Origin of the sequence: Caballeronia sp. LjRoot31, assembly GCF_964253885.1 — a bacterium.
Lineage (GTDB): Bacteria > Pseudomonadota > Gammaproteobacteria > Burkholderiales > Burkholderiaceae > Caballeronia.
The window spans coordinates 1301468-1321992 of the sequence record NZ_CAXURX020000003.1 but is presented as its reverse complement, the minus strand read 5'-3'; the positions used below and the strand labels follow the sequence as shown (position 1 = coordinate 1321992).

The 20525-nt window shown below is 60.1% G+C and carries 18 protein-coding genes; 11 read left to right on the top strand and 7 right to left on the bottom strand.

Annotated features, from left to right (window positions below; all coding sequences use genetic code 11):
* Positions 1 to 48: 48 nt before the first annotated feature.
* From ACSQ8V_RS34610 to ACSQ8V_RS34600, 3 genes are all read left to right on the top strand, one after another.
* Entirely contained in the window at positions 49 to 1503 is a 1455-nt protein-coding gene (locus ACSQ8V_RS34610; RefSeq protein WP_436209251.1) for an NfeD family protein, read from the top strand.
* Positions 1504 to 1505: 2 nt separating this feature from the next.
* The gene (locus ACSQ8V_RS34605; protein ID WP_213763055.1) at positions 1506 to 2279 is read left to right on the top strand and encodes a slipin family protein; all 774 of its coding nucleotides are present in this window, start codon (positions 1506 to 1508) and stop codon (positions 2277 to 2279) included.
* A gap of 200 nt (positions 2280 to 2479) precedes the next feature.
* Positions 2480 to 3814: a chloride channel protein gene (locus ACSQ8V_RS34600; protein ID WP_436208825.1), complete on the top strand. Its 1335-nt coding sequence runs from the start codon at positions 2480 to 2482 to the stop codon at positions 3812 to 3814.
* A gap of 6 nt (positions 3815 to 3820) precedes the next feature.
* Here ACSQ8V_RS34600 and ACSQ8V_RS34595 read toward each other — a convergent pair whose 3' ends face one another.
* A complete protein-coding gene (locus ACSQ8V_RS34595; protein ID WP_213762862.1) occupies positions 3821 to 4060 on the bottom strand; it encodes a hypothetical protein in 240 nt (79 codons plus the stop codon).
* Here ACSQ8V_RS34595 and ACSQ8V_RS34590 point away from each other — a divergent pair.
* A complete protein-coding gene (locus ACSQ8V_RS34590) occupies positions 4041 to 4670 on the top strand; it encodes an SDR family oxidoreductase (RefSeq protein ID WP_436209250.1) in 630 nt (209 codons plus the stop codon). The two genes, ACSQ8V_RS34595 and ACSQ8V_RS34590, sit on opposite strands and share 20 nt — an antisense overlap.
* Positions 4671 to 4701: 31 nt before the next feature.
* The gene (locus ACSQ8V_RS34585; RefSeq protein ID WP_436208824.1) at positions 4702 to 5754 is read left to right on the top strand and encodes an SDR family oxidoreductase; all 1053 of its coding nucleotides are present in this window, start codon (positions 4702 to 4704) and stop codon (positions 5752 to 5754) included.
* A gap of 289 nt (positions 5755 to 6043) precedes the next feature.
* On the opposite strand, the gene ACSQ8V_RS34580 is transcribed toward ACSQ8V_RS34585, so the two are convergent.
* Complete coding sequence (locus ACSQ8V_RS34580; RefSeq protein ID WP_213762863.1) at positions 6044 to 7405, bottom strand: MFS transporter; 1362 nt, start codon at positions 7403 to 7405, stop codon at positions 6044 to 6046.
* A gap of 642 nt (positions 7406 to 8047) precedes the next feature.
* Positions 8048 to 9202 carry a peptidyl-alpha-hydroxyglycine alpha-amidating lyase family protein gene (locus ACSQ8V_RS34575; protein ID WP_436208823.1) on the bottom strand — a complete coding sequence of 385 codons (1155 nt, stop codon included), beginning with the start codon at positions 9200 to 9202 and terminating at the stop codon, positions 8048 to 8050.
* A gap of 544 nt (positions 9203 to 9746) precedes the next feature.
* On the opposite strand from ACSQ8V_RS34575, the gene ACSQ8V_RS34570 reads away from it, so the two are divergent.
* Complete coding sequence (locus ACSQ8V_RS34570) at positions 9747 to 10952, top strand: multidrug effflux MFS transporter (protein WP_436209249.1); 1206 nt, start codon at positions 9747 to 9749, stop codon at positions 10950 to 10952.
* A 120-nt stretch (positions 10953 to 11072) separates the two neighbouring features.
* On the opposite strand, the gene ACSQ8V_RS34565 is transcribed toward ACSQ8V_RS34570, so the two are convergent.
* Complete coding sequence (locus tag ACSQ8V_RS34565) at positions 11073 to 11531, bottom strand: hypothetical protein (protein WP_436186210.1); 459 nt, start codon at positions 11529 to 11531, stop codon at positions 11073 to 11075.
* Between the two features lie 453 nt (positions 11532 to 11984).
* Here ACSQ8V_RS34565 and ACSQ8V_RS34560 point away from each other — a divergent pair, with 453 nt between their 5' ends.
* From ACSQ8V_RS34560 to ACSQ8V_RS34550, 3 genes are all read left to right on the top strand, one after another.
* Positions 11985 to 12146, top strand: coding sequence for a hypothetical protein (locus ACSQ8V_RS34560; protein WP_436208822.1), 162 nt, complete (start codon positions 11985 to 11987; stop codon positions 12144 to 12146).
* Positions 12147 to 12446: 300 nt separating this feature from the next.
* On the top strand, positions 12447 to 13946 hold the full coding sequence (glpK, locus tag ACSQ8V_RS34555; protein ID WP_436186208.1) for a glycerol kinase GlpK: 1500 nt from the start codon (positions 12447 to 12449) through the stop codon (positions 13944 to 13946).
* 104 nt (positions 13947 to 14050) lie between these two features.
* Positions 14051 to 14911 carry an MIP/aquaporin family protein gene (locus ACSQ8V_RS34550; protein WP_436186207.1) on the top strand — a complete coding sequence of 287 codons (861 nt, stop codon included), beginning with the start codon at positions 14051 to 14053 and terminating at the stop codon, positions 14909 to 14911.
* Between the two features lie 256 nt (positions 14912 to 15167).
* Here ACSQ8V_RS34550 and ACSQ8V_RS34545 read toward each other — a convergent pair whose 3' ends face one another.
* Complete coding sequence (locus ACSQ8V_RS34545) at positions 15168 to 15473, bottom strand: DUF4148 domain-containing protein (protein WP_213762869.1); 306 nt, start codon at positions 15471 to 15473, stop codon at positions 15168 to 15170.
* 747 nt (positions 15474 to 16220) lie between these two features.
* A complete protein-coding gene (locus ACSQ8V_RS34540; RefSeq protein WP_213762870.1) occupies positions 16221 to 16928 on the bottom strand; it encodes an MgtC/SapB family protein in 708 nt (235 codons plus the stop codon).
* Positions 16929 to 17294: 366 nt separating this feature from the next.
* Between ACSQ8V_RS34540 and trpS the strand changes: the two genes are divergently transcribed.
* Together trpS and ACSQ8V_RS34530 are read left to right on the top strand one after the other, a co-directional pair.
* The gene (gene trpS, locus ACSQ8V_RS34535) at positions 17295 to 18332 is read left to right on the top strand and encodes a tryptophan--tRNA ligase (protein WP_436209248.1); all 1038 of its coding nucleotides are present in this window, start codon (positions 17295 to 17297) and stop codon (positions 18330 to 18332) included.
* A gap of 238 nt (positions 18333 to 18570) precedes the next feature.
* Positions 18571 to 19380 (top strand): class II aldolase/adducin family protein, encoded by an 810-nt coding sequence (locus ACSQ8V_RS34530; protein WP_213762872.1) that lies wholly within the window; start codon positions 18571 to 18573, stop codon positions 19378 to 19380.
* Between the two features lie 72 nt (positions 19381 to 19452).
* Here the strand turns inward: ACSQ8V_RS34530 and ACSQ8V_RS34525 are convergent, their stop codons facing one another.
* Complete coding sequence (locus ACSQ8V_RS34525; protein WP_436208821.1) at positions 19453 to 20454, bottom strand: ABC transporter substrate-binding protein; 1002 nt, start codon at positions 20452 to 20454, stop codon at positions 19453 to 19455.
* Between the last annotated feature and the right edge of the window lie 71 nt (positions 20455 to 20525).

Here is a 20525-nt window from a genome sequence, read left to right as displayed (position 1 = left end):
CCTCGTTGAGCCTGCGTCAGACTGTCTGCAAACGCGGCTCTTATCGTGATGGAACGCTATCCGTCTTGCTTGTTTCACCCGGATGCCGTGCGCGCGCTTTCCGGCACAGCGGCCTTACTATTGCGCAAAGCGGTGGCCCTTTTCGCGGGGCTGGTGCTCTGCAGCGCCGCAGCCGCAAGCCCGGTTGTCGTGGTCATTCCGCTTAACGGCGCTGTCGGTCCAGCTAGCGCCGACTTCGTCGTTCGCGCGCTTGCCCGGGCAGCCGAAGAACGCGCTCAACTGGCCGTTCTCGAGATCGATACGCCCGGCGGACTCGACCAGTCGATGCGCTCGATCATCAAGGCAATCCTCGCATCGCCCGTTCCCATTGCTGCGTTCATTGCGCCGGGCGGGGCGCGGGCGGCCAGCGCCGGCACATACATTGTCTATGCAAGCCACATAGCCGCGATGGCGCCCGGCACCAACCTCGGCGCCGCCACGCCTATTCGTATCAGCGCAGGCGGGTCCACTGAGCCTGAGCCGGGACAGGCCAAGACAGACACGGGTGCGTCGGCGTCTGCCGGCATGAACGCGGCATCGACCGAAACCACCAAGCAAGTCCAGGATGCAGCGGCCTACATACGTGGCCTCGCGCAACTGCGCGGCCGCAATGTGCAGTGGGCCGAACGCGCGGTACGCGAAGCGGTCAGCCTGTCAGCGAGCGAAGCGCTTGCGCAGAACGTGATCGACCTGAACGCGTCCGACGTACCCGACCTGCTCGCGAAGCTGAACGGCCGGCATGTGCACACGATCACGGGCGATCATGTCCTCGCCACATCCGGCGCGGTTGTGATGACGATCCAGCCCGACTGGCGCAGCCGCTTTCTCGCGACCATTACCGATCCGAGCGTAGCGCTCATTCTCATTACGATCGGCATGTACGGCCTGTTCTTCGAGTTCGCGAATCCCGGTCTCGCGTTACCCGGTGTTGCAGGCGCAATCAGCCTGATGCTGGGCCTGTTTGCATTGCAATTGCTGCCCGTCGACTTCGCCGGGCTGGGCTTGATCCTGCTCGGCATCGCCTTTCTCATTGCCGAGATTTTCCTGCCCACGTTCGGCACGCTCGGCTTCGGCGGCATCGTCGCCTTTGCCATGGGCGCGCTCATGCTGTTCCGTACCGATGCTCCCGGCTACGGCATTCCGGTGGCGCTTGTGGCCGGCCTGACTATTGCCACCGCGCTGTTCGTGTTCGTTGTGTCGAGCATCGCGCTGCGGGCACGTCGGCGACCCGTGGTAAGCGGAGCGGAAGCAATGCTCGGCAGCATCGGCGAGATGCTGGAAGACGTGGCGCCAAGCGACAGCGGCTGGGCTCGCGTGCACGGCGAACGATGGCGTGTGTCTTGCGACGATTCTTGCCACGAACCGCCTGCACTGCTCGCACGCGGAGAGCGAGTGCGGGTGCTCGGGCGTCATGGCCTGATGCTGAGCGTGGCGCGGCTGGACGAAGTAAAACAAGGAGAATAATGATGGTCGGATTCACGTTTGGCTTCAGCGGCGTCTTGCTGGCGCTGGTCATCCTTATCGTGTTCTCGTCAATCCGCATTTTTCGCGAATACGAGCGCGGTGTCGTCTTCATGCTCGGCCGCTTCTGGAAGGTCAAGGGGCCGGGCCTTGTCCTCATCATTCCGGCGGTGCAGCAAGTCGTGAGAATGGATCTGCGCACCGTCGTCTTCGACGTGCCGCCGCAAGACGTGATCACTCGCGACAACGTGTCGGTGAAGGTGAATGCGGTGGTCTACTTTCGCGTGGTCGATCCGGAGAAGGCTGTAATCCAGGTCGCCCGTTTCTTCGAAGCAACCAGCCAGTTGTCGCAGACGACCTTGCGCGCGATCCTCGGCAAGCATGAACTCGACGAGCTGCTGGCAGAGCGCGAGCGCCTCAACATGGACATTCAAAAGGTACTTGATTCGCAGACCGATGCATGGGGCATCAAGGTATCGAATGTCGAAATCAAGGACGTCGACTTGAACGAGACCATGGTGCGCGCCATCGCACGGCAAGCTGAAGCCGAGCGCGAACGGCGCGCGAAGATCATCCATGCAGAGGGCGAATTGCAGGCGTCGGAAAAGCTGCTGCAGGCCGCGCAAATGCTCGCCCAAGCGCCGCAAGCCATGCAACTGCGCTATCTGCAAACACTGACCACCATAGCCGGTGACAAGAATTCGACCATCATTTTCCCCATGCCGATCGATCTGATCAGTTCGCTTCTTGAACGGCTCAAGGGGCCGGCGCAAAGCTGATCGTGATCAATAGGTGCACGGCAGGGGCCTCGTGAGAATCATGCGCAAACTACATTAATGAAAAAAATAAATGAATTTGACGTCTAATTCCTCAAGCGGTAGATTCGGGTTCACGCTAATTGAAGTTTTTTGATTACGCTTAACCGATGAGCGCAAGGCTGCTCAATCGATCACCCCTTTCATATCGCCAACATTCTTCGATGCTCGCTCAACCACCTCGCCCTGGCGCTCCCGGCAGCCCACTGATCCGATTCGCGGTGGTCACCGTCCTTACCGGGATCGGCGCCGGCCTGGGCGGCATGGCGTTGGCCCTCCTCCTGCATTTTCTCCAGCACATCGCATACGGCTACAGCATCACGCATCTGGTCGGGCACGAGAGCTTCTATGAGGGCGTCGTGGCGGCATCGGCTGGCCGGCGCGTCGCCGTGCTCGTGCTCTGCGGTCTCATTGCAGGCTGCGGCTGGTTCGTCATCTATCGCTATGGGCGGCCGCTGATCAGCATCAAGAAGGCCGTTGCATCCGACGACCCGCGCATGCCTCCCGTCACCACGACCGCGCATGCCCTGCTTCAGATCATCACCGTTGCGCTGGGCTCGCCGCTCGGCCGCGAAGTTGCGCCCCGCGAGATCGGCTCCTTGCTTGCAGGATGGCTGTCGCATTACGCCGGCCTCACCGTCGAGCAGACCCGCTTGATGGTGGCGTGCGGGGCAGGCGCCGGGCTCGCCGCCGTGTACAACGTTCCGTTTGGCGGAGCGATCTTTGTTCTCGAAGTATTGCTCCGGTCCTTCGAACTGCGTGTCGTGATTCCCGCGCTGGTCACCTCGGTCATCGCGGCCGTGGTCGCGTGGCTCGGCCTCGGCGACGAATCACAATACGTCGTGCCGCACTTTGGCTTGAGCGCGAACCTCGTGACGTGGTCTATTGTCACCGGTCCCGTATTTGGCGTCGCCGCATTCGCGTTCGTCCAGTTGACAACGAAAGCCCGCGCGGCCGCACCGAAGGGATGGACGCTGCCGCTTTTATCGCTCATCAACTTCCTGATCATCGGCTTGCTCGCGGTGTCGTTCCCGCAGATCCTCGGCAACGGCAAGACACCCGCGCAACTGGGCTTCAGCAATGAGCTGACCATCGGCCTTGCAGCAACGCTGCTGGTCATCAAGGTAGCCATAACCGCCAGCAGCCTGCGCGCGGGCGCCCAAGGCGGCCTGCTCACTCCCGGCATGTCTAACGGCGCGCTGCTCGCTATCGTGCTGGGCGGGATCTGGACATTGATGTGGCCGGGTACGCCCATGGGTGCTTTCGCGATTGTCGGGGCCACGGCCTTTCTCGCTTCGTCGATGAAAATGCCAATTACCGCGCTCGTTCTCATGGTCGAGTTCACACGTGTGGATCACGATTTCATCGTGCCCATGTTGTGCGCGGTGGCCGGATCGATCGCGACCAATCGCTTGCTTGAACTCAGGATGCAAGCGCAGCAGGCGCGAACTTCAAACGCGAGCTCCGAACTCAAAGGCGGCGCCATATCGCGAGGCTGAAGGGGATCAGCCCTGGCAGGCCAGCGCAAGCAACTCCGTCAGGTGCATCGCTTCACGGCGCGTGCCGTGGCGGATTTGCTCACGGCAACTGAAGCCATTGGTCAGCACGATTGTGTCTTCGCTCGCTTGTCTTATCGCCGGGAAAAGAGCCTGCTCGCCCGCGCTATCTGCAATGACGATATGCTCGGGATGAAAACCAAATGATCCCGCCAGACCGCAGCATCCGCTGTCCAGCAGCGTCACCATCGCCTCGCGCAGTCAGGAGAAGCTGGACGCCGTTGCGGCAGACATTGGCGCACATGGGCGCACCGCTGTGATCGACACAACCGACGAAGCTTCCGTGGAGGCCTTTTTCGCCAAGGCCGGACGCTTCGATCACGTTGTAATCTCTGCCGCGCAAACACCCGGCGGCCCTGTGCGCGAACTGGCGCTCAGCGATGCCTATGCCGCCATGAACAGCAAGTTCTGGGGCGCGTATCGCGTGGCGCGCGCGGTGAAGATTACCGAAGGCGGCTCACTGACACTGGTCTCCGGTTTCCTCAGCGTGCGTCCAAGCAAGAGCTCGGTGTTGCAAGGCGCGATCAACGCTGCGCTGGAAGCACTGGCCCGTGGCCTCGCGCTGGAGTTGTCGCCGGTGCGGGTGAACACGGTGTCGCCCGGGTTGATTGCGACGCCGCTTTGGTCGAGGCTCGACGAGCAGGCTCGTCAAAGCATGTTCGAGGGCGCCGCTGCCCGCTTGCCCGCGAAACGTGTTGGCCAGCCGGAAGACGTCGCTAACGCTATCGTCTATCTAGCGAGCACGCCATATGCAACGGGGTCCACCGTGCTCGTGGACGGTGGCGGCGCAATCGCGTGACTCGTCGACTGACAATACAGGAACCAACACCATGAGCACGAAATACAAAGCACTGGTCGCCGGTGGACTTGGCGTCATCGGCCTGCAACTGGTGGAACATCTGGCCACCTTGCCGGAGTGGGAAGTGATCGGCCTGTCGCGGCGCGTGCCCGGTGGCGAGACAACCGCCTCTTACATCGCGGTCGATCTGCTGGACCCCGCCGATGTCCAGGCGAAGCTGGGCGGCCTCACCGATATCACCCACATCTTCCATGCGGCTTATCAGGAAAAGCCCACGCCGCAAGCGCTGATCGATGCCAATCTGGGCATGCTGCGTCACCTCGCGAACACAGTGCAGGCCGCATCGCCAGCATTGCAGCGGGTTGTGCTGTATCAAGGTGCTAAGTACTACGGCGCGCATCTGGGCAGCTTCCCCACACCGGCGCGCGAGGACGATCCGCGTCACATGCCGCCCGATTTTTACTACGACATGCAGGACTGGCTGCTCGCCGAGACCGAGGGCAAGCGCTGGGATGCAACAGTACTGCGCCCCGACGTGGTGTGCGGGTTTGCGCTCGGCAATCCGATGAACCTTTCCATGCTGATCGCCGTGTACGCATCGATCAGCAAGGAGCTCGGCCTGCCGTTGCGCTTTCCTGGCACGGCAGAGTGCTATGGCAAGCTCGCGCAGGTCACCGACGCCGCACAGCTCGCGCGTGGATCCGTATGGGCCGCGACCGAGGCGCCCGGTGGCGAGAGCTACAACCTCACGAACAGCGATCTGTTCCGATGGAACCAGTTGTGGCCTGCCATTGCCGACTATTTCGACATGCCGCTAGCGGAACCGCAGACGCTGAACCTGAGCGCTTACATGGCCGACAAAGGCCCGCTGTGGGAGCGCATGACGGCCAAATACGGGCTCGCGCCAGTGCCGTATGAGCACGTGGCGGCATGGGGCTTTGGTGACTTCATCTTCCGCTGTGACTGGGACGTGATCACCAGCACGACGAAGATTCGCCAGGCGGGTTTCCACGACGTAGTGGACAGCACCGCAATGTTCCTTCGTCTCTTCGATGAGTTCCGAGCCCGCAAGGCGATCCCCTGATCCGTTAATCGCCCGGTCTGCTGTGGTCTGCGAAAGCGCAGGTTGTTATTTAAAACTGTTCCCGATTAATACCAATCGTTAAGCACGTTCCCGGGCAAGGCCTCTGGGACAGGTCCGTAAGGAATCGATATATGAGGAAAAACCTGTTTCAGACGGAACCGCTTATGCTTGGTTACGTCGCTGCCAGGTTCTCCTCCTCCTGGCGGCGACGCTCCGTAAGCTTTAACCCGCGCCTTCGAGAGAGGTGCGGGCTTTTTTTTCGCATGTCATCGCGAAGACTACTGCGCGACTAGTGCGAAACCGTTCCTATGTCGCTGACCTTGACGCTTGCGGATCGAGGTTGAACGGCTTGCTTGATCAGCAACGCAATGCATGCGACCACGCCGGGCACCGCCACTACAGCGAAGATGTTTTCGAAACTGAAGTGCTGCCGGGTCAGTTCAGCGACCAGGAACGAGCCCGCTATGCCGCCGAACCGGCCAATGCCGAGCATCCATGCAACGCCGGTACCGCGCCCCTGGGTCGGATAGAACGCAGCCGCCAGTGCGGGCATGGACGACTGTGCCGTGTTCATCAGTACGCCTGCTGCAAAAACGACGACTATCAGCAAGGTGATATTGCCGACCGCGTGACCAATGCAATACACGCTGATGGCGGTCAATGCATAGCATGCCCCAATGATGCGGTTCGGATTGAACCGGTCCATCAGGACGCCGCATAGAACGGCGCCCACCCCGCCAAGCGGGAACAGCGCGGAAATCAGCGTGGCGCGCTGCGGACTCAAACCCGCTTCCTTCAGCAGAATCGGCATCCAGTTGATCGATGCATAGAAGATGACGAGTCCCATGAAATAGGTCAGCCAAAGCATCACCGACCCAACGATGTACTCCCGCGACAGCACCAACCGGATACCACTTTTTCCAGGCACGGCCTGAGCCTGTTCCGTCATCACGAATGAAGCGGCGTTGGCGGCGCTGCGACCGATACGGCCAAGCGTTGCGCGAATCTTTTCAACGGGATGCGCATGGGCAACCCGGTAACGCACCGACTCCGGAAGCGCAATGAGCAGCACGACCGCCAGCAACAGCGGAGTCACGCCGCCCAACACCAGAACGCTGCGCCATCCGAAAGCGGGAATCATCCACGCCGCGAGAAACCCGCCGAACGCCGCCCCGAGCGGGAAACCGCAGAACATCAGGTTGATCAGGGTTGCGCGTCGGCGATCCGGACAGAACTCGCTCATGATCGTCACCGCATTCGGCATGGCTGCGCCTAGTCCGAGTCCCGTGATGAAGCGCAGTATCGTCAAGTGCGTCAGGTCGCCGGAGAAAGCGGAAGCCAGGCAGGCGACACCGAAGATCACGACCGATGTAATCAGAAGCACGCGCCGTCCCAGGCGGTCGGAAAGCGGACCGGCGAGGAGCGCACCGAACGCCAGTCCGAACAACGCGGCGCTCAGGACCGGAGCAAGCGCAGGCCTGCTGATATTCCACTCGGTGATCAGTGACGGGGCGATGAACCCGATAGCGGCCGTGTCGAATCCGTCCAGCAGGACGATGACAAAGCACATTACAAAAATCAGCCATTGAAACCCGCCGAACGGGTGTTCATTGATGAATGTCTGAACGTCGACTGACGGACTCCTGCTCATGTCTCTTCCTTATATGTTTTGTTACGTCGTCACCGGGCGTGCCGAACGACACGAGGTTGCTGACTGCTTGATCGCTTAGTGCACAAAAAGGCCCGGGGCTGACGAAGATTCATTAAACGACAACACCATCAGGCATGCCGCTGGCTTGGTCGAGTTACTCAGTTTAGTCCGGCATATCCGATCCTAAAAGCTCGCACTTACGTTGAAAACGCCAGGTGTTCGAAACTCGGGAAGCTGCGGTCTGTTCCCTGTTCCCCCTCCTCTTTCGTTGACATCGGGTGACGGATGACGGCCATCAGGGCGGGCTGGTTTTTGCGCGGCGGAAGAACTCCAGCTATAGCGTGCACGCGCTCTGTTGCTTGGCTCTGCGGCGGGGATACTAGTGGGGGGAGATCAGCGTCGACTATGCGGGGCAACCCCTAGGCGCAGGCGTGCGTGTCCGGCGCTTAGCCTTTGATCCGCTTGGCATAACGCTTCTCAGGCACTATCCGGGATTTGTATAGTGGATATCGCCGAGAGCGGGTTGGGTTTGCTAAAGGGCGTGCAGTTGTTTAAAGCCGCTAACGACGCCTGATAAGGCTAAAGTGGCGAGCGTCAGCCCGCCACTCCGGTGACTCAATCAAATCCGTTTTAATGCGAGCGTCACGCGTGCAGCACGAGCTTCTGTACGCGCCAGTTCAGGAGTTCGGCAACGAACAGCACGTTCTCCGATGGACAAGCCATCTGGTGAATCCAGCCGAACTGCTTCAGTTGCTTGCCCGATTCGCCGAGTACCCCCAGCACCTCGCCCTCGAGCGACAGTTTGTAGATGCGCCCGGGGAAGGCGTCGGAGCTGTACAGCACCTGGTTCGGTCCCGGCGAGATGCAGATGGCCCACGGCGAGCCGGGTGCAAACGTGCCGGCGGCTATGGCTGCCTCATCGGGCGCATAACCAATCGCCGGCCGCGCGCCGGGAGGCACCGGCACATCGATAGTGAACTGGCGCTGGAAATTGCCTTCCCCGTCGAACACCTGGATGCGCCGGTTGCTTCGGTCGGCTACATAGACGCTCCCCTTGGCATCAAGCGCGATGCTATGCGGCGTGTGGAACTGTCCGGGTCCGGTGCCGCGCTCGCCCCATGACTTCAGCCAGTTACCGTCCTTGTCGACCTTGGCCACGCGTGAGTTGATATACCCGTCGCTGATATAGCTGTTGCCGGCGGCGTCCCAGGCCACGTCGGTCACCTGGCGGAAGCGGCCCGGCTCCGCGGGCAGCGGCGGATTCGGATGCTTGAGCGGACCGGTCTCCTCATCGGCCGCCTCTTGCTTGCGGCCGAAGACCATCGCAACACGGCCATCGGGCGTGAACTTGATCACCATGTCCGAGCCCTTGTCCGTCACCCAGATATTGTCCTCGCGATCGACCTTGACCATATGCGCGAAAGACCAGGCATAGAGGTTGCGGCCAATCTCGCGGACGAACCGGCCATTCGGTGCGAACTCAAGCAACTGAGCTGCTGCGGCACCGTAGGCCGGGCCGTTCGTATTGCCCCGCGAGAGCACGAAGATATGGCCTTTGGAGTTCAGCGCGACGCCCGAGCATTCGCCGAAATAGGTGTCGCGCGGCAAATGCAGTGGATTAGGGACCGAGTCGTAGGCAATAGTCCGGGTCGTATCGGTGTCGGCGTAGGCCGAATGCGGCAGCAACGCGAGTGCCGCGGCGCCCTCGGCTGCGAGGGCCAGGAAACGGCGACGGGTCAGCACGCGGGTGGCTGGATCACCGCAGCATGGGCAGGATAGTGGATGTGCTTGAAACATTAATCTCGCTCCTTGTTGTTCGTGACGATGGCGCTGGACGCCATGTTTATTGAACGGGACCAGAAGGCAAGGTTATGCATGTCAAGGACCTTCCGGTCGTCCCCTGCGCTGGCGCATAGTCTTCTTGGTCATCCGAGCACGCCAGCGTGGATTTCACTATAGTGCACAACATGAACGGCAGATGCAGAGTTCGCGTCCGCTTAACGCCGGGATCTCATTTCAAACCCGCGCCCTGATGCGCCATTGTTTGCTTTTAGCCGCTGTACGCGCCACCGTGCCGCCTGACTCTCTTTCCCCTATAAGAAACCCACGTTGCAGCGTGGCGTCCTGGTGAATATCGGAATGGTCAAGCCGGTCGATGTCGATGTCGATTTCCCAATGCGTCGTTCGTCGTGCATATAGGGCCACGATCCGGCAATGCGCCTATGGACGCGCCGTATCGCGCCCCATTTCATTCCGGTTAATTCCCCTCAACCACGAGGAGAGCATTCTGACCCGGCATGACTTCGATTACCATGCCGCTACTCTTTCCTACCGATAAATGATGACACGACGCTTTCTTAAACTTGCCATTGTGCTGGGCCTGATTACCGCCGTAGGCCCGTTTGCCATCGACATGTACCTGCCCGCCCTGCCTTCTATCGGGGGAGCGCTGCATGCCACTCCGGCCGAGGTGCAGATGAGCCTCATGGTGTTTTTTATCACGCTCGGGGTCTGCCAGCTCGTGTACGGGCCGCTCTCGGATATCTTCGGCCGCAAGATGCCGATCTATGTCGGCCTGGCGATTTTTACCATCGGCAGCGTGGGCTGCGCCTTTGCGCCGGACGTGCACGTGCTGATCGGTTTTCGCGTGCTCCAGGCGTTGGGTGCGTGTGCCGGCATGGTCGTTCCGCGCGCCATCGTGCGTGACCTTCATACCGGTCACGATGCCACCCGGCTCATGTCGCTGCTGATGCTTGTCGTGAGCGTTTCTCCGCTATTGGCGCCGCTGACCGGCAGCTTCATCATTGCGGCGTTCGGCTGGCGCGGTGTCTTCTGGGCGCTGACCGTAGCGGGCGGACTTGCGCTCGTGCTTGCGGCTACGCAATTGAAGGAGACGCGGGAAATCCATCATCGTGCCGATAGCTCGTGGGCAAGCGCGTTCGCGGGGTATCGCAAGTTACTTAGTGATCCGACGTTCCTTGGCCTCACCTTTGTCGGCGCGTTCGGCGTGTCGTCATTTTTCATCTACCTGGCAAGCGCCTCGTTCGTGATCATCAACCACTATGGCTTGTCGCCCACCACGTTCAGCCTGTGCTTCGCGCTGAACGCGGCGGCGTTTTTCGGCTTCAGCCAGTTGACTGCGCGCCTGGCAGCCAAGTACGGTCTGCCGCGCGTCATTCGCGTAGCGGTTACCGGCTTCGCGATCTCGATGAGCATCGTAGCGGTGCTGTTTTTGGCGGGTGCCGACAGCCTCGCGCTGATGATGGTTTTCCTGTTTATCGGATATGGTTTCCTGGGGCTTGTCTTGCCCACTTCCGCGGTGTTGTCGCTTGAGAGTCATGGGACAATTGCAGGTACGGCTTCGGCGCTGATGGGTGCATTGCAGTTTGTCGTGGGCGCTGCAGTGATGGCCGTGTCCGGCCTGTTCGCCGACGGCGCGCCAAAGCCAATGGTGGTCGCAATCGCGCTCTCGGCGTTGGTGGCATTTGCCATCGCCCGCCTCACCCTGCGCACCGAAAACGCAAGGCTGCCAGCGGCGGCAGAGTAAACAACCCGCGTGGCATTGAGTGGCGATCGCAGTCCCGTGCCCCTCAATGCACTTGAGCCTTAGTGGGGCCTTAATAGGGTCTTAGGCTAGGGTCTTAGGCGCGCCTTGCGTTTTCGCCCTTCAATTGGCCTTACAAAGAATTGCCGTCATCACCGGCGTGACTTCGTGAACGATAGCGGCGCTGCCCGTTTGACGCAGGCGGTCCCTGACGTCGTCCGACGCTCCTGTCACCACCACGCCGTATGCCCAGTCCGCAACGGGATCGCCCTTGCCCGGCTTGAAGAGCGGATCGTCCTTCTCATAGCCCAGCACTACAAAGACCGGGAAATCGAACGCCGTCAGCTTCACGCCCCGCACAGGCCGGAACGCGTTGATTGAATTCTTCTCGACATGCATGGGCTTGAGTTGTATCTCGCCACTCTGCATCAGCGCGCTGATGAACACGTGACCCGTCGATTTGCAATCGAGCTGTTCTTCTATCGCACTTGCATGTGCGAATGTCGATAACAACCCGAAGGGCGCGAGCGCGACCACGACGACAACCCGAATAAGCTTGGTGACCTGTCTGGCGACCCGCATGGTTGGCCTCTATTTTTTTCGACGTTGCATCGACCGCGGCGAACTTTTTGGTCGGGGTGTTTCACTCTACCTGCATCGGTAAATTGTTGCCGGATTGCCAGATGCCGTTGAGCCCGTACAAACATCGTGATTCCGTAGCAGACGTGCAAGCCGGCACTCGGCTTGCAGCACGTGAAACCGGGCTATCAGGACGTTCAAACCTCCGCTTGCGGAATCACCCCCATTGCGGGCGCTATTGCCTGTCGTGTCCGTTCTCTTTCGAACTTTCAAACATTTTTACCGGCACCGTTTCGAGGTTTTCTACTAACTCCGATGCGCCGGCCCACACCTCCGGCGCGCGTCACAAATGCGCCTTTACATTTTCGATATTGTTCATTAGCATTCGAATTCGAACATCATCGGTTCGATAGATTTTCTTAATTGATACGAGCGACTAGCGTGAATCGAGACACAATGGCTGATGTACTGGTCATCAAACGAGATATTGACCGAGTCGGCACCGCGTGCGATATGGTGGAACCCGACCTGACGGTGTTCCTTTGCGAACAAATCGAGTTCGTTTTCCACTCGTCGGTGTCGCGCACCGGATCGATCAACGACGGCTCGCGCGGATGAAATCTGGCGATATGGCGCGATAGGGGATCGCCGCCAGGAAACCCCGCGGCACAGGCAACGCGTCCGGCATTCAATGAAATAGCGCGGTAGTCAGCGAATGAACCCACGCCTTCATCCCGCCTGTTAGGCGGCCCTTACCCAACCGCATGAAACCGCTAGCCGGATTTAACGCCGCAATCAAAATGTAATTTTTGTAGAAACTTCAGTCTCACCGAAACCGCAGTCAAAACAAGAAATCAGCAACGTCGCGAGGCATCATGCACGAAGCGGCGGTCCATTTAAAAACCAGTGGAGAAGACAATGCAGGAGCAATATATCCTCGCGCTCGACCAGGGCACGACGAGTTCACGCGCAATGGTGTTCGATCGCCAGGGCAACGTAGTGTCAGTCGCGCAAAAGGAATTTGGCCAGATCTATCCACAACCGGGCTGGGTCGAGCACGACCCGCAGGAAATCTGGTCGACCCAGGCTGGCGTAGCCGCCGAAGCCGTCACCCGCGCGGGCCTGAACGGTGCATCCATAGCCGCTATCGGCATTACCAACCAGCGCGAGACCACCATTGTCTGGGATCGCGAAACCGGCCAGCCAATCTATAACGCCATTGTCTGGCAAGACCGCCGCACCGCCGACTTCTGCGACCAGTTAAAGGCCCAGGGGCTGGAAGAAAAGGTCCGTGCCAAAACGGGCTTGCCTATTGATTCGTACTTCTCCGCGACCAAGATCCGCTGGATCCTCGACAATGTTGAAGGCGCGCGCGAGAAAGCGAAGCAAGGACGTCTTGCCTTCGGTACGGTCGATAGCTGGCTCGTCTGGAATTTCACGAAACACAGCTTGCATATCACCGACGTCACCAACGCGTCGCGCACCATGCTCTTCAATATCCACACGCTCAAGTGGGATGACGAACTGCTCGACGCGCTCGATATTCCGCGCAGCATGCTGCCCGAAGTGCGGGCCTCGTCGGAGGTGTACGGCCCGACCAAGACCACGGTATTCGCCTCGAAGATTCCCCTTTCCGGCATTGCCGGTGACCAGCACGCCGCCCTCTTCGGCCAGATGTGCACGAAGTCCGGCATGGTGAAAAACACTTACGGCACCGGTTGTTTCCTCGTCATGAACACGGGCGACAAGCCGATCGAATCGCGCAACAACCTGGTCACCACCATTGCATGGCAGATCGGCGATCAGGTCAACTATGCGCTGGAAGGCAGTATTTTTATCGGTGGCGCTGTCGTGCAATGGATTCGCGACGGACTTGGCATCATCAAGAGTGCGAATGAAATCGAAGCGCTTGCGCGCAGCGTGCCGCATAGCGACGGCGTCTATATGGTGCCCGCCTTTGCCGGCCTGGGTGCGCCCCACTGGAATGCACGCGCACGCGGCACGCTGTTCGGCGTGACACGTGGCACGACCTCCGGCCACATTGCACGGGCGGCGCTCGAAAGCATCGCCTTTCAATCAATCGATGTGTTGAGGGCCATGGAAGCCGACTCCGGCATCCGCATCGGCGAATTGCGCGTAGACGGCGGCGCGGTCGCCAATGACCTGCTGATGCAATTCCAGGCCGACATGCTGGGCGTGGACGTAGTCCGTCCGCAGGTCAGCGAGACCACTGCGCTGGGCGCGGCGTATCTGGCCGGGCTGGCAGTCGGTTACTGGAAAGACGTGAATGAACTGCAAAGCCAATGGAAGCTGGACCGTCGTTTCTCGCCGGATATTGCGGCCGACGAGGTCAAGCGCCATATGCACGGTTGGCAACGTGCGGTAAATGCCGCCAAGGCGTGGGCTGACGCTACCTGAGTTCCAGGTTGAACTCACGTTGAACCTGCGTTCAACGTGAGCCTCGGTCACGTCATCCCGGCCTTCTTTACCGCAACGCAATTATTCTTTTAGGAATCCTTCTCGTGTCATCAACTATTGCGAAACCTACCGGCAGGCAATTTGTCGGCGAACTCATATCCGAGGCCATCGCCGTCCTCATCATCATCGCGTTCGGTGATTCAGTGGCGTGCATGTATGTGCTATACGATCCCAGCCCGTATGTGAATGCTTACTGGGGTGTCTGCATGTCGTGGGGCCTGGCGGTGACGCTGGCCATCTATGTGACCGGCTCCATTTCGGGCACTCATGCCAATCCCGCGGTAACGCTCGCTCTTGCACTCTTCCGCGGTTTCTCGTGGAAGAAAGTGTTGCCCTACTGGGTAGCGCAACTCGTTGGCGGCATGCTGGGCGCCGTCATTGTTTATGCGCTGTTCGGGCCGGTGATCGACCATTACAACCTGGTTCATCATCTGTCACGGGCGGACGGCGGCGCAGCGGGCGTGTTCTTCACGCATCCGGGCCTGGCCATCACCCCCATGCACGCGTTCTCCGATGAAGTCATCCTGACGGCGTTCCTTTTGTTCGGTATTTTCGCCATCACCGAGCAGTTCAACGAAATGGCGCCCCAGGCAAATGCGGGTGCGCTCATGATCGGGTTCCTGGTGGCAATCCTCGGGTCATCGATGGGCTATCTGGAAGCCTGGGCAATGAATCCGGCCCGCGATCTTGGCCCGCGTTTATTTGCGTACTTTGCGGGCTGGGGTTCGTCCGCGCTGCCTTCACCGGACAACTACTGGTGGATTCCCGTGGTCGCTCCGTTGATAGGCGGCGTGATTGGCGGCGGCGCTTACCAACTGCTGATCCATCCTTTCCTGCCGGCGCGCGTGCGCGCATTGCAAGCGGAGGTCAATGGCGAGGACTGCGAGCAAGGACAGCGCATCTGATAGGTTGATTGACTGACTTGGCGCCAAGCCGATGCAGCGGCTAAGCGCCGGACGTTGGTTAGTCCGGCGCTTAGCCGCTCAATGCTGCGCTCAATACCGTTATCTTCGCCATTGTTTCTGTCAGCGTCCGCGCAACGTCCCTCATTCGCGCGAGTGCCCGCTTAGCGGCACTGAGCGACGGGCTATTTTCGAGCTAGGCGCACTACGGTTAACAAAGCAAAGCCGCCGGCCTGCAGTAGCTACACTACCGTACGAATCACTGACCGTTGGACACCGGCGCGACCGCAGTTCCGCTCGTCGGCGGCTGCGACATTGACGTTCCATTCTCCGTTGCTCCACCGTAACCGCTGGCGGTATCACCCGAATGCACGCGTGCTTCGGCAGTCTGGATATCATTCGGATAGGCTGCCTGCGGTGAGGTTGGGCGCCATCCCGCGCTCTCGAGCTGGATGAGATCAGCGCGCACCTCGGCACGTGTGACGGGTTGATCGGTGGTTTGGGCAAACGAGACGGCGGGAGCAGCCAGGACCAAAGCAAGTGTTGTGCAGATCAGTGCTTTCATAATGAGTAGCCTCTTTGAAAAGTGGCTTCACTCTCAATGAATGAAGCCGCGCTCCATCGTCCGGTAAGCGACGGTAAGCAACTTCATTCTGCGCGGCGGGCACTGACTCGAAGCTGACGCCCAGATGACAAGATCGTCATCTTGTACATCCCTGCATTCGAAGATAGAAACTGGTTGAAGATATCGAACGTATTGAATTGCAGTCCCTGAACGGCGTCTCGGTCATCAAGATGTCCCTGATGAAATGCCGTTGAAAGGCGGTAAGCCGGCACACGGACCGTTCGCTTTTTTTGATGCGATTCCGGGCGGCGTTCGAACGTCGCTTCGAAAAATTGCGGCGCGGCTATAAGGCGGCACTCGGCCAAGCTATTAAAAACGCCACCGGTTCCCGCTGGTGTTCAGGTTACTGCCTGGATCTATCACCCGCGTGGTCATCATGCTCTTGCGATTCCCGTCGGGAATGCTTCAATGCGTCGAATATTCCCCAGATGGCAATCGCGAATCCAGTCCCGAACCCGCAAGCCAACAACACGTAAGTACTCATCTGCGACCTTTAATGGGGTGAAGCAATGCCTGATGATGCACCCATTCGCTCATCGCGCCCGGCGGGTCGAACCCGCAGGCCATGTCGGCATGAGTCCGCGCAAGCATCGCTGTCCCGGATACTACCGATGCATCCTTTCAAAACCCATGCCATGCCTCGCGCGCGCGGACACGCGGATCATGCCGATGGGCCGTGACGCATTGTCAGTCAGGCACGGGTACGGTATCGAGCGCCGCCCAGCTAACGCTCGATACGCCCTTGTCCATACTGAGCCGGCTCGCGACGGCTTCAACCTTTGATTGATATTTCGGATGTGTTTCGAGCGTTGCGATCACTTCCACTCGCCGCGAATCGTCGTCGAGATCTGTGCTGCTAAGTCCCTGGAACGACAGCGGCGCGGACACCATAGAGTTGGTGATCAACGCCCGGATATTCACCTCATCTTCCGCGCGGCAGACTACCGTCAGTACGTATTTGCGCACGAGGTCTGCGGAAGCCACCGGCGCAGTATTGATTGCGCGCCCGATTTCACGCAGTACGGTATTCGTGAACAGGATCACCAGGGTTCCCGCGATGGCGGGTCCATAGTGCGATGCCCCGCAAAGAACGCCGACGGCCGCCGAGCACCACAAGGTGGCCGCCGTATTGATCCCCTGGATTGCGCCCTGTTCGCGCATGATGACGCCGCCGCCCAGGAATCCCACGCCGGATACCACATACGCCGCAATTTGCGTCACGGTCGTGGTTCCGTTCCCGGTCATGGCGCCAAGGATCACAAACAAGCAGGCGCCGCTGGTCACCAGGGTGATGGTGCGCAGGCCTGCGGTTCGCTGCCGCATCTGTCTTTCCAGACCGATGGCAATGCCGCACGACAAAGCCGCTATCAGGGGAAGAATGTATTCGTAGATCATAGAGCGATTGTTTGAATTGTATTGTTCGCATGCGCTGCCTGACAAAGACCGCTCAAGCACTCTCGATGGCCGCGCCGACGCAATGCCGACGCCGCTCACCGTATTGTCCGCGTGTGACAGTCCGATGACAGCAGGCCGACCACTTAGCTGGGAGTCGGGCGTTGTCAGCAATCCCTGCTCTATGGCATTCTTACGTCATGCCCGCGATCAATCCCGCTACTGCTCATACCTGGTGCCGCTCCTGAAGGAGCGGCGTTGTCACGTCTTTTTTAATGACCATGACCGCCGCAGTCCGGCCGACATGGCTTCATCTCCCGGTTCGCTCGTCCTGCGGTGGTTCTCCAAGAGAACCCGTTTATGCACGATATGCACGACACTCCGCCTTCTGCACCGCGCCTCACCGTCCTGACCGGTGACCGCCCGACCGGGCCGCTGCATCTGGGCCATTATGTTGGCTCGCTGAAAACCCGGCTCGAGCTTCAGGAAACACACACGCAATATCTCCTCGTCGCCGATACCCAGGCCATGACCGACAACGCTCATGATCCAGACAAAGTGCGTCGTAACGTACTGGAAGTGGCGCTGGATTATCTGGCTGTCGGCATTGATCCGGACAAGAGCACCATCGCCGTGCAATCAGCTCTGCCGGCCCTCGCCGAATTGACCCTGCTTTACCTGAACTTTGTCACCGTCGCGCGCCTTGAACGTAACCCGACTATCAAGGAAGAGATTCAAGCCCGCGGTTTTGGGCGCGATATTCCGGCAGGCTTTTTATGCTATCCCGTGGCGCAAGCCGCCGATATCACCGGGTTCAAAGCGCATTTCGTTCCGGTGGGAGAGGACCAGGCTCCGTTGATTGAACAGACCAACGAAATCGTTCGCCGCATCAACCGGCAAGCGGGCGTCGATGTTCTGCCGGAAGCCGAGGCATTGATCCCGGCGATGGGCCGCCTCCCCGGCGTCGACGGCAAAGCCAAGATGAGCAAATCGCAGAACAACTCGATTGCGCTTTCATCCTCGCCCGACGCCATACGCGAAGCGGTAAAACGCATGTACACCGATCCGGCCCATCTGCGCGCGTCTGATCCAGGGACCGTGGAGGGCAACATGGTCTTTACGTATCTGGACGTATTCGACGACGACCGCGCCGAGGTGGAACGCCTGAAGGCGGCGTATCGCGCAGGAGGGCTCGGCGACATGGCGCTCAAGCATCGACTGGAAGATAAGCTGCAGGCGCTGATCGCCCCCATACGGGAACGGCGGGAACGATTCGCCCAGGATCCGCAATACGTCTTTAGTGTGCTTAGGGAGGGCACGCAGCGCGCCAAGGCTGTCACGCAACAAACGCTGGATGAGGTCCGGACGGCGCTAGGGACGTTTTCGTTTGAATCGATAAGCGCTTAGGAAAAACCAAGCCTCGTTGCAGAGCGCCACCCATGCGCGATCGATATGGTTATCTTCATTTGATATTTAACCTTTGCAGGCCCGGGTGCTAGCCTTTGAGACTGTTCACTGGCATCGACCGATTGAGCCTTCTGCCGGTTCGCACCAGGGACACTCGCCGGGACTACGCCTGCCGCTCGCGGCACTAGTTCATCCGGACGACTCAGAACGCGCTTGAACGCCAAAGGACATCAAAACAATGAGCACCCTCACCGACGCGCCCGGCCTCACCCTGCACGCCACGCCCGTCCGCAAATTCTGGTTCGATGAAGTCCCGGCTCCGGCGACGCCCGCAGCCGAACGCCGGCATCGCCTGGAGCGGCTTGCCGGCGCGTTTCGCCTGTTCGCCCGCCACGGTTTCGATCAAGGCCTGGCCGGCCATATCACTGCGCGCGACCCTGAATGGCCTGATCATTTCTGGGTCAATCCGCTTGGCAAGCACTTCGCGCGCATAAGGGTTTCCGACTTGCTGCTGGTGAACAGCGCAGGCGAGATCGTGGTCGGCAAGGGTCCGGTCAATCAAGCCGCCTTTGCGATTCACGCGGCCATTCACGAAGCCCGTCCGGATATTGTCGCGGCTGCGCATACGCATTCGCTATACGGAAAAGCGTGGTCGACCCTCGGACGCAAACTCGATCCGCTTACGCAGGATTCTTGTTCATTCTATGAGGATCACGAACTATTCGATGACTTCCAGGGTGTGGTTCTCGACACCAGGGAAGGCGCGCGCATTGCCGACGCGCTGGGTTCGAGCAAGGCGGTGATCCTGAAGAATCACGGCATCCTGACCGCGGGCCCCACGGTGGAAGCGGCTGCCTGGTGGTATCTCGCGCTGGATAACGCGTGCCACACGCAACTGCTCGCCGAAGCCGCCGGTACGCCTCAGCGCATTCCGCATGACGTGGCGGCGTTGACGCATGAGCGGGTTGGCCGTCCGGGAGGCGCGCTGTTTTCGTTCGAGAGCTTGTATGAAGGCCTGGTCGAAGCCGAACCCGATCTGCTCGACTGATTTGAAACGGCGCTGAGCGAATAAGGCGATGCATCACACATCGCCTTCTTATTCGGCCGCCGTCAAGCGCCTTCAGGCCTTCCCGATCTGCGTATCGGAGATGGCACGCACATCGATCCGTCTTGGCAGGATCGCATCGCGGAAAGCGATATCCGCAACCCGCTGCAACGCGACAATATCGTTCTCGGCGACAAAGCGTTGTTTCAGCGCTGATCGTGCGGTAATGGTCCTGGCGGCATCGAAAGGAAGACGGGTGAGCGACGCGTAGACATGCGCGTACGCATCGGGATTGGCGACCGCCCAATCACCCGCGCGCTGCAAACGCTGCAACACATCTGCAATAGCGAGGCGCTTTAGCGGATCGGCCGCAGCAGCACCGGACGCCGTTACAAAGCCCAGGCCGCTATTGATCCCGGTACCATCCCGCAGCACCCGCGCACCCCGTTGAACTGCTGTCCCGAAGTACGGATCGAAGGTCGCCCAGACATCGATACTTCCCGACTCAAATGCAGTGAACGCGTCGACTGGCAATACAAACCGCACTGAAACGTCATCGCGCGAAAGGCCGGCTTCCGCCAGCGCGCCGTAGAGCTGGAACTGCGAAATGCTGCCGCGTGCCGATGAAACAAACACCGTGCGTCCCTTGAGATCCGCCACGCTGCGCAGCTTCGAATCCGCCGGAACGAGGATGCCCAACTGCGAGCCCGAGCCAACGCGTGTCGCAACGATCTTGAGTGTCGGATCGCCAACGGCCGCGGCCAGCACCGGCAAATCGCCAGCAGGAGCGAGGTCGACGGCACCCGCGCGCTGCGCTTCGAAGAGCGGCGCAGCACCCTGGAAATTAGCCCACTTGAAGGCGTACGGCGTGCCGTCGAGCACCTTGGCCGCCTCGGCCAGCGCGCGCGTGCCGCCGGCCTGATCGCCCAGCACCAGCGTGACGGAACCGAGGGCCGCGTCCGCCGCCCTCGCCTCCCGCGACCTGAATCCGCCTAGCGCAACGGCAGCCGGCGCGGCGCCCAGCAAGCGCAATACGCGCCGCCGTCCATCGAAAACATCGGAACCATCCATCTGCATAAATCCTCGCGGGCGAAATCAGCGCCCAGAGTAGCGACGCCTCGTCCCCTTGAGAATTATTCAATTCCGAT

Bases quoted from the DNA above. Each gene is read 5' to 3' on its own strand.
- ACSQ8V_RS34530 (WP_213762872.1), top strand. From the start codon at position 18,571: ATGAGCACCCTCACCGACGCGCCCGGCCTCACCCTGCACGCCACGCCC.
- ACSQ8V_RS34570 (WP_436209249.1), top strand. From the start codon at position 9,747: ATGACACGACGCTTTCTTAAACTTGCCATTGTGCTGGGCCTGATTACC.
- ACSQ8V_RS34580 (WP_213762863.1), bottom strand. From the start codon at position 7,405: ATGAGCAGGAGTCCGTCAGTCGACGTTCAGACATTCATCAATGAACAC.
- ACSQ8V_RS34600 (WP_436208825.1), top strand. From the start codon at position 2,480: ATGCTCGCTCAACCACCTCGCCCTGGCGCTCCCGGCAGCCCACTGATC.
- ACSQ8V_RS34585 (WP_436208824.1), top strand. From the start codon at position 4,702: ATGAGCACGAAATACAAAGCACTGGTCGCCGGTGGACTTGGCGTCATC.
- ACSQ8V_RS34595 (WP_213762862.1), bottom strand. From the start codon at position 4,060: ATGGTGACGCTGCTGGACAGCGGATGCTGCGGTCTGGCGGGATCATTT.
- ACSQ8V_RS34565 (WP_436186210.1), bottom strand. From the start codon at position 11,531: ATGCGGGTCGCCAGACAGGTCACCAAGCTTATTCGGGTTGTCGTCGTG.
- ACSQ8V_RS34545 (WP_213762869.1), bottom strand. From the start codon at position 15,473: ATGAAAGCACTGATCTGCACAACACTTGCTTTGGTCCTGGCTGCTCCC.
- glpK (WP_436186208.1), top strand. From the start codon at position 12,447: ATGCAGGAGCAATATATCCTCGCGCTCGACCAGGGCACGACGAGTTCA.
- ACSQ8V_RS34575 (WP_436208823.1), bottom strand. From the start codon at position 9,202: ATGTTTCAAGCACATCCACTATCCTGCCCATGCTGCGGTGATCCAGCC.
- ACSQ8V_RS34560 (WP_436208822.1), top strand. From the start codon at position 11,985: ATGGCTGATGTACTGGTCATCAAACGAGATATTGACCGAGTCGGCACC.
- ACSQ8V_RS34540 (WP_213762870.1), bottom strand. From the start codon at position 16,928: ATGATCTACGAATACATTCTTCCCCTGATAGCGGCTTTGTCGTGCGGC.
- trpS (WP_436209248.1), top strand. From the start codon at position 17,295: ATGCACGACACTCCGCCTTCTGCACCGCGCCTCACCGTCCTGACCGGT.
- ACSQ8V_RS34610 (WP_436209251.1), top strand. From the start codon at position 49: ATGGAACGCTATCCGTCTTGCTTGTTTCACCCGGATGCCGTGCGCGCG.
- ACSQ8V_RS34605 (WP_213763055.1), top strand. From the start codon at position 1,506: ATGGTCGGATTCACGTTTGGCTTCAGCGGCGTCTTGCTGGCGCTGGTC.
- ACSQ8V_RS34525 (WP_436208821.1), bottom strand. From the start codon at position 20,454: ATGCAGATGGATGGTTCCGATGTTTTCGATGGACGGCGGCGCGTATTG.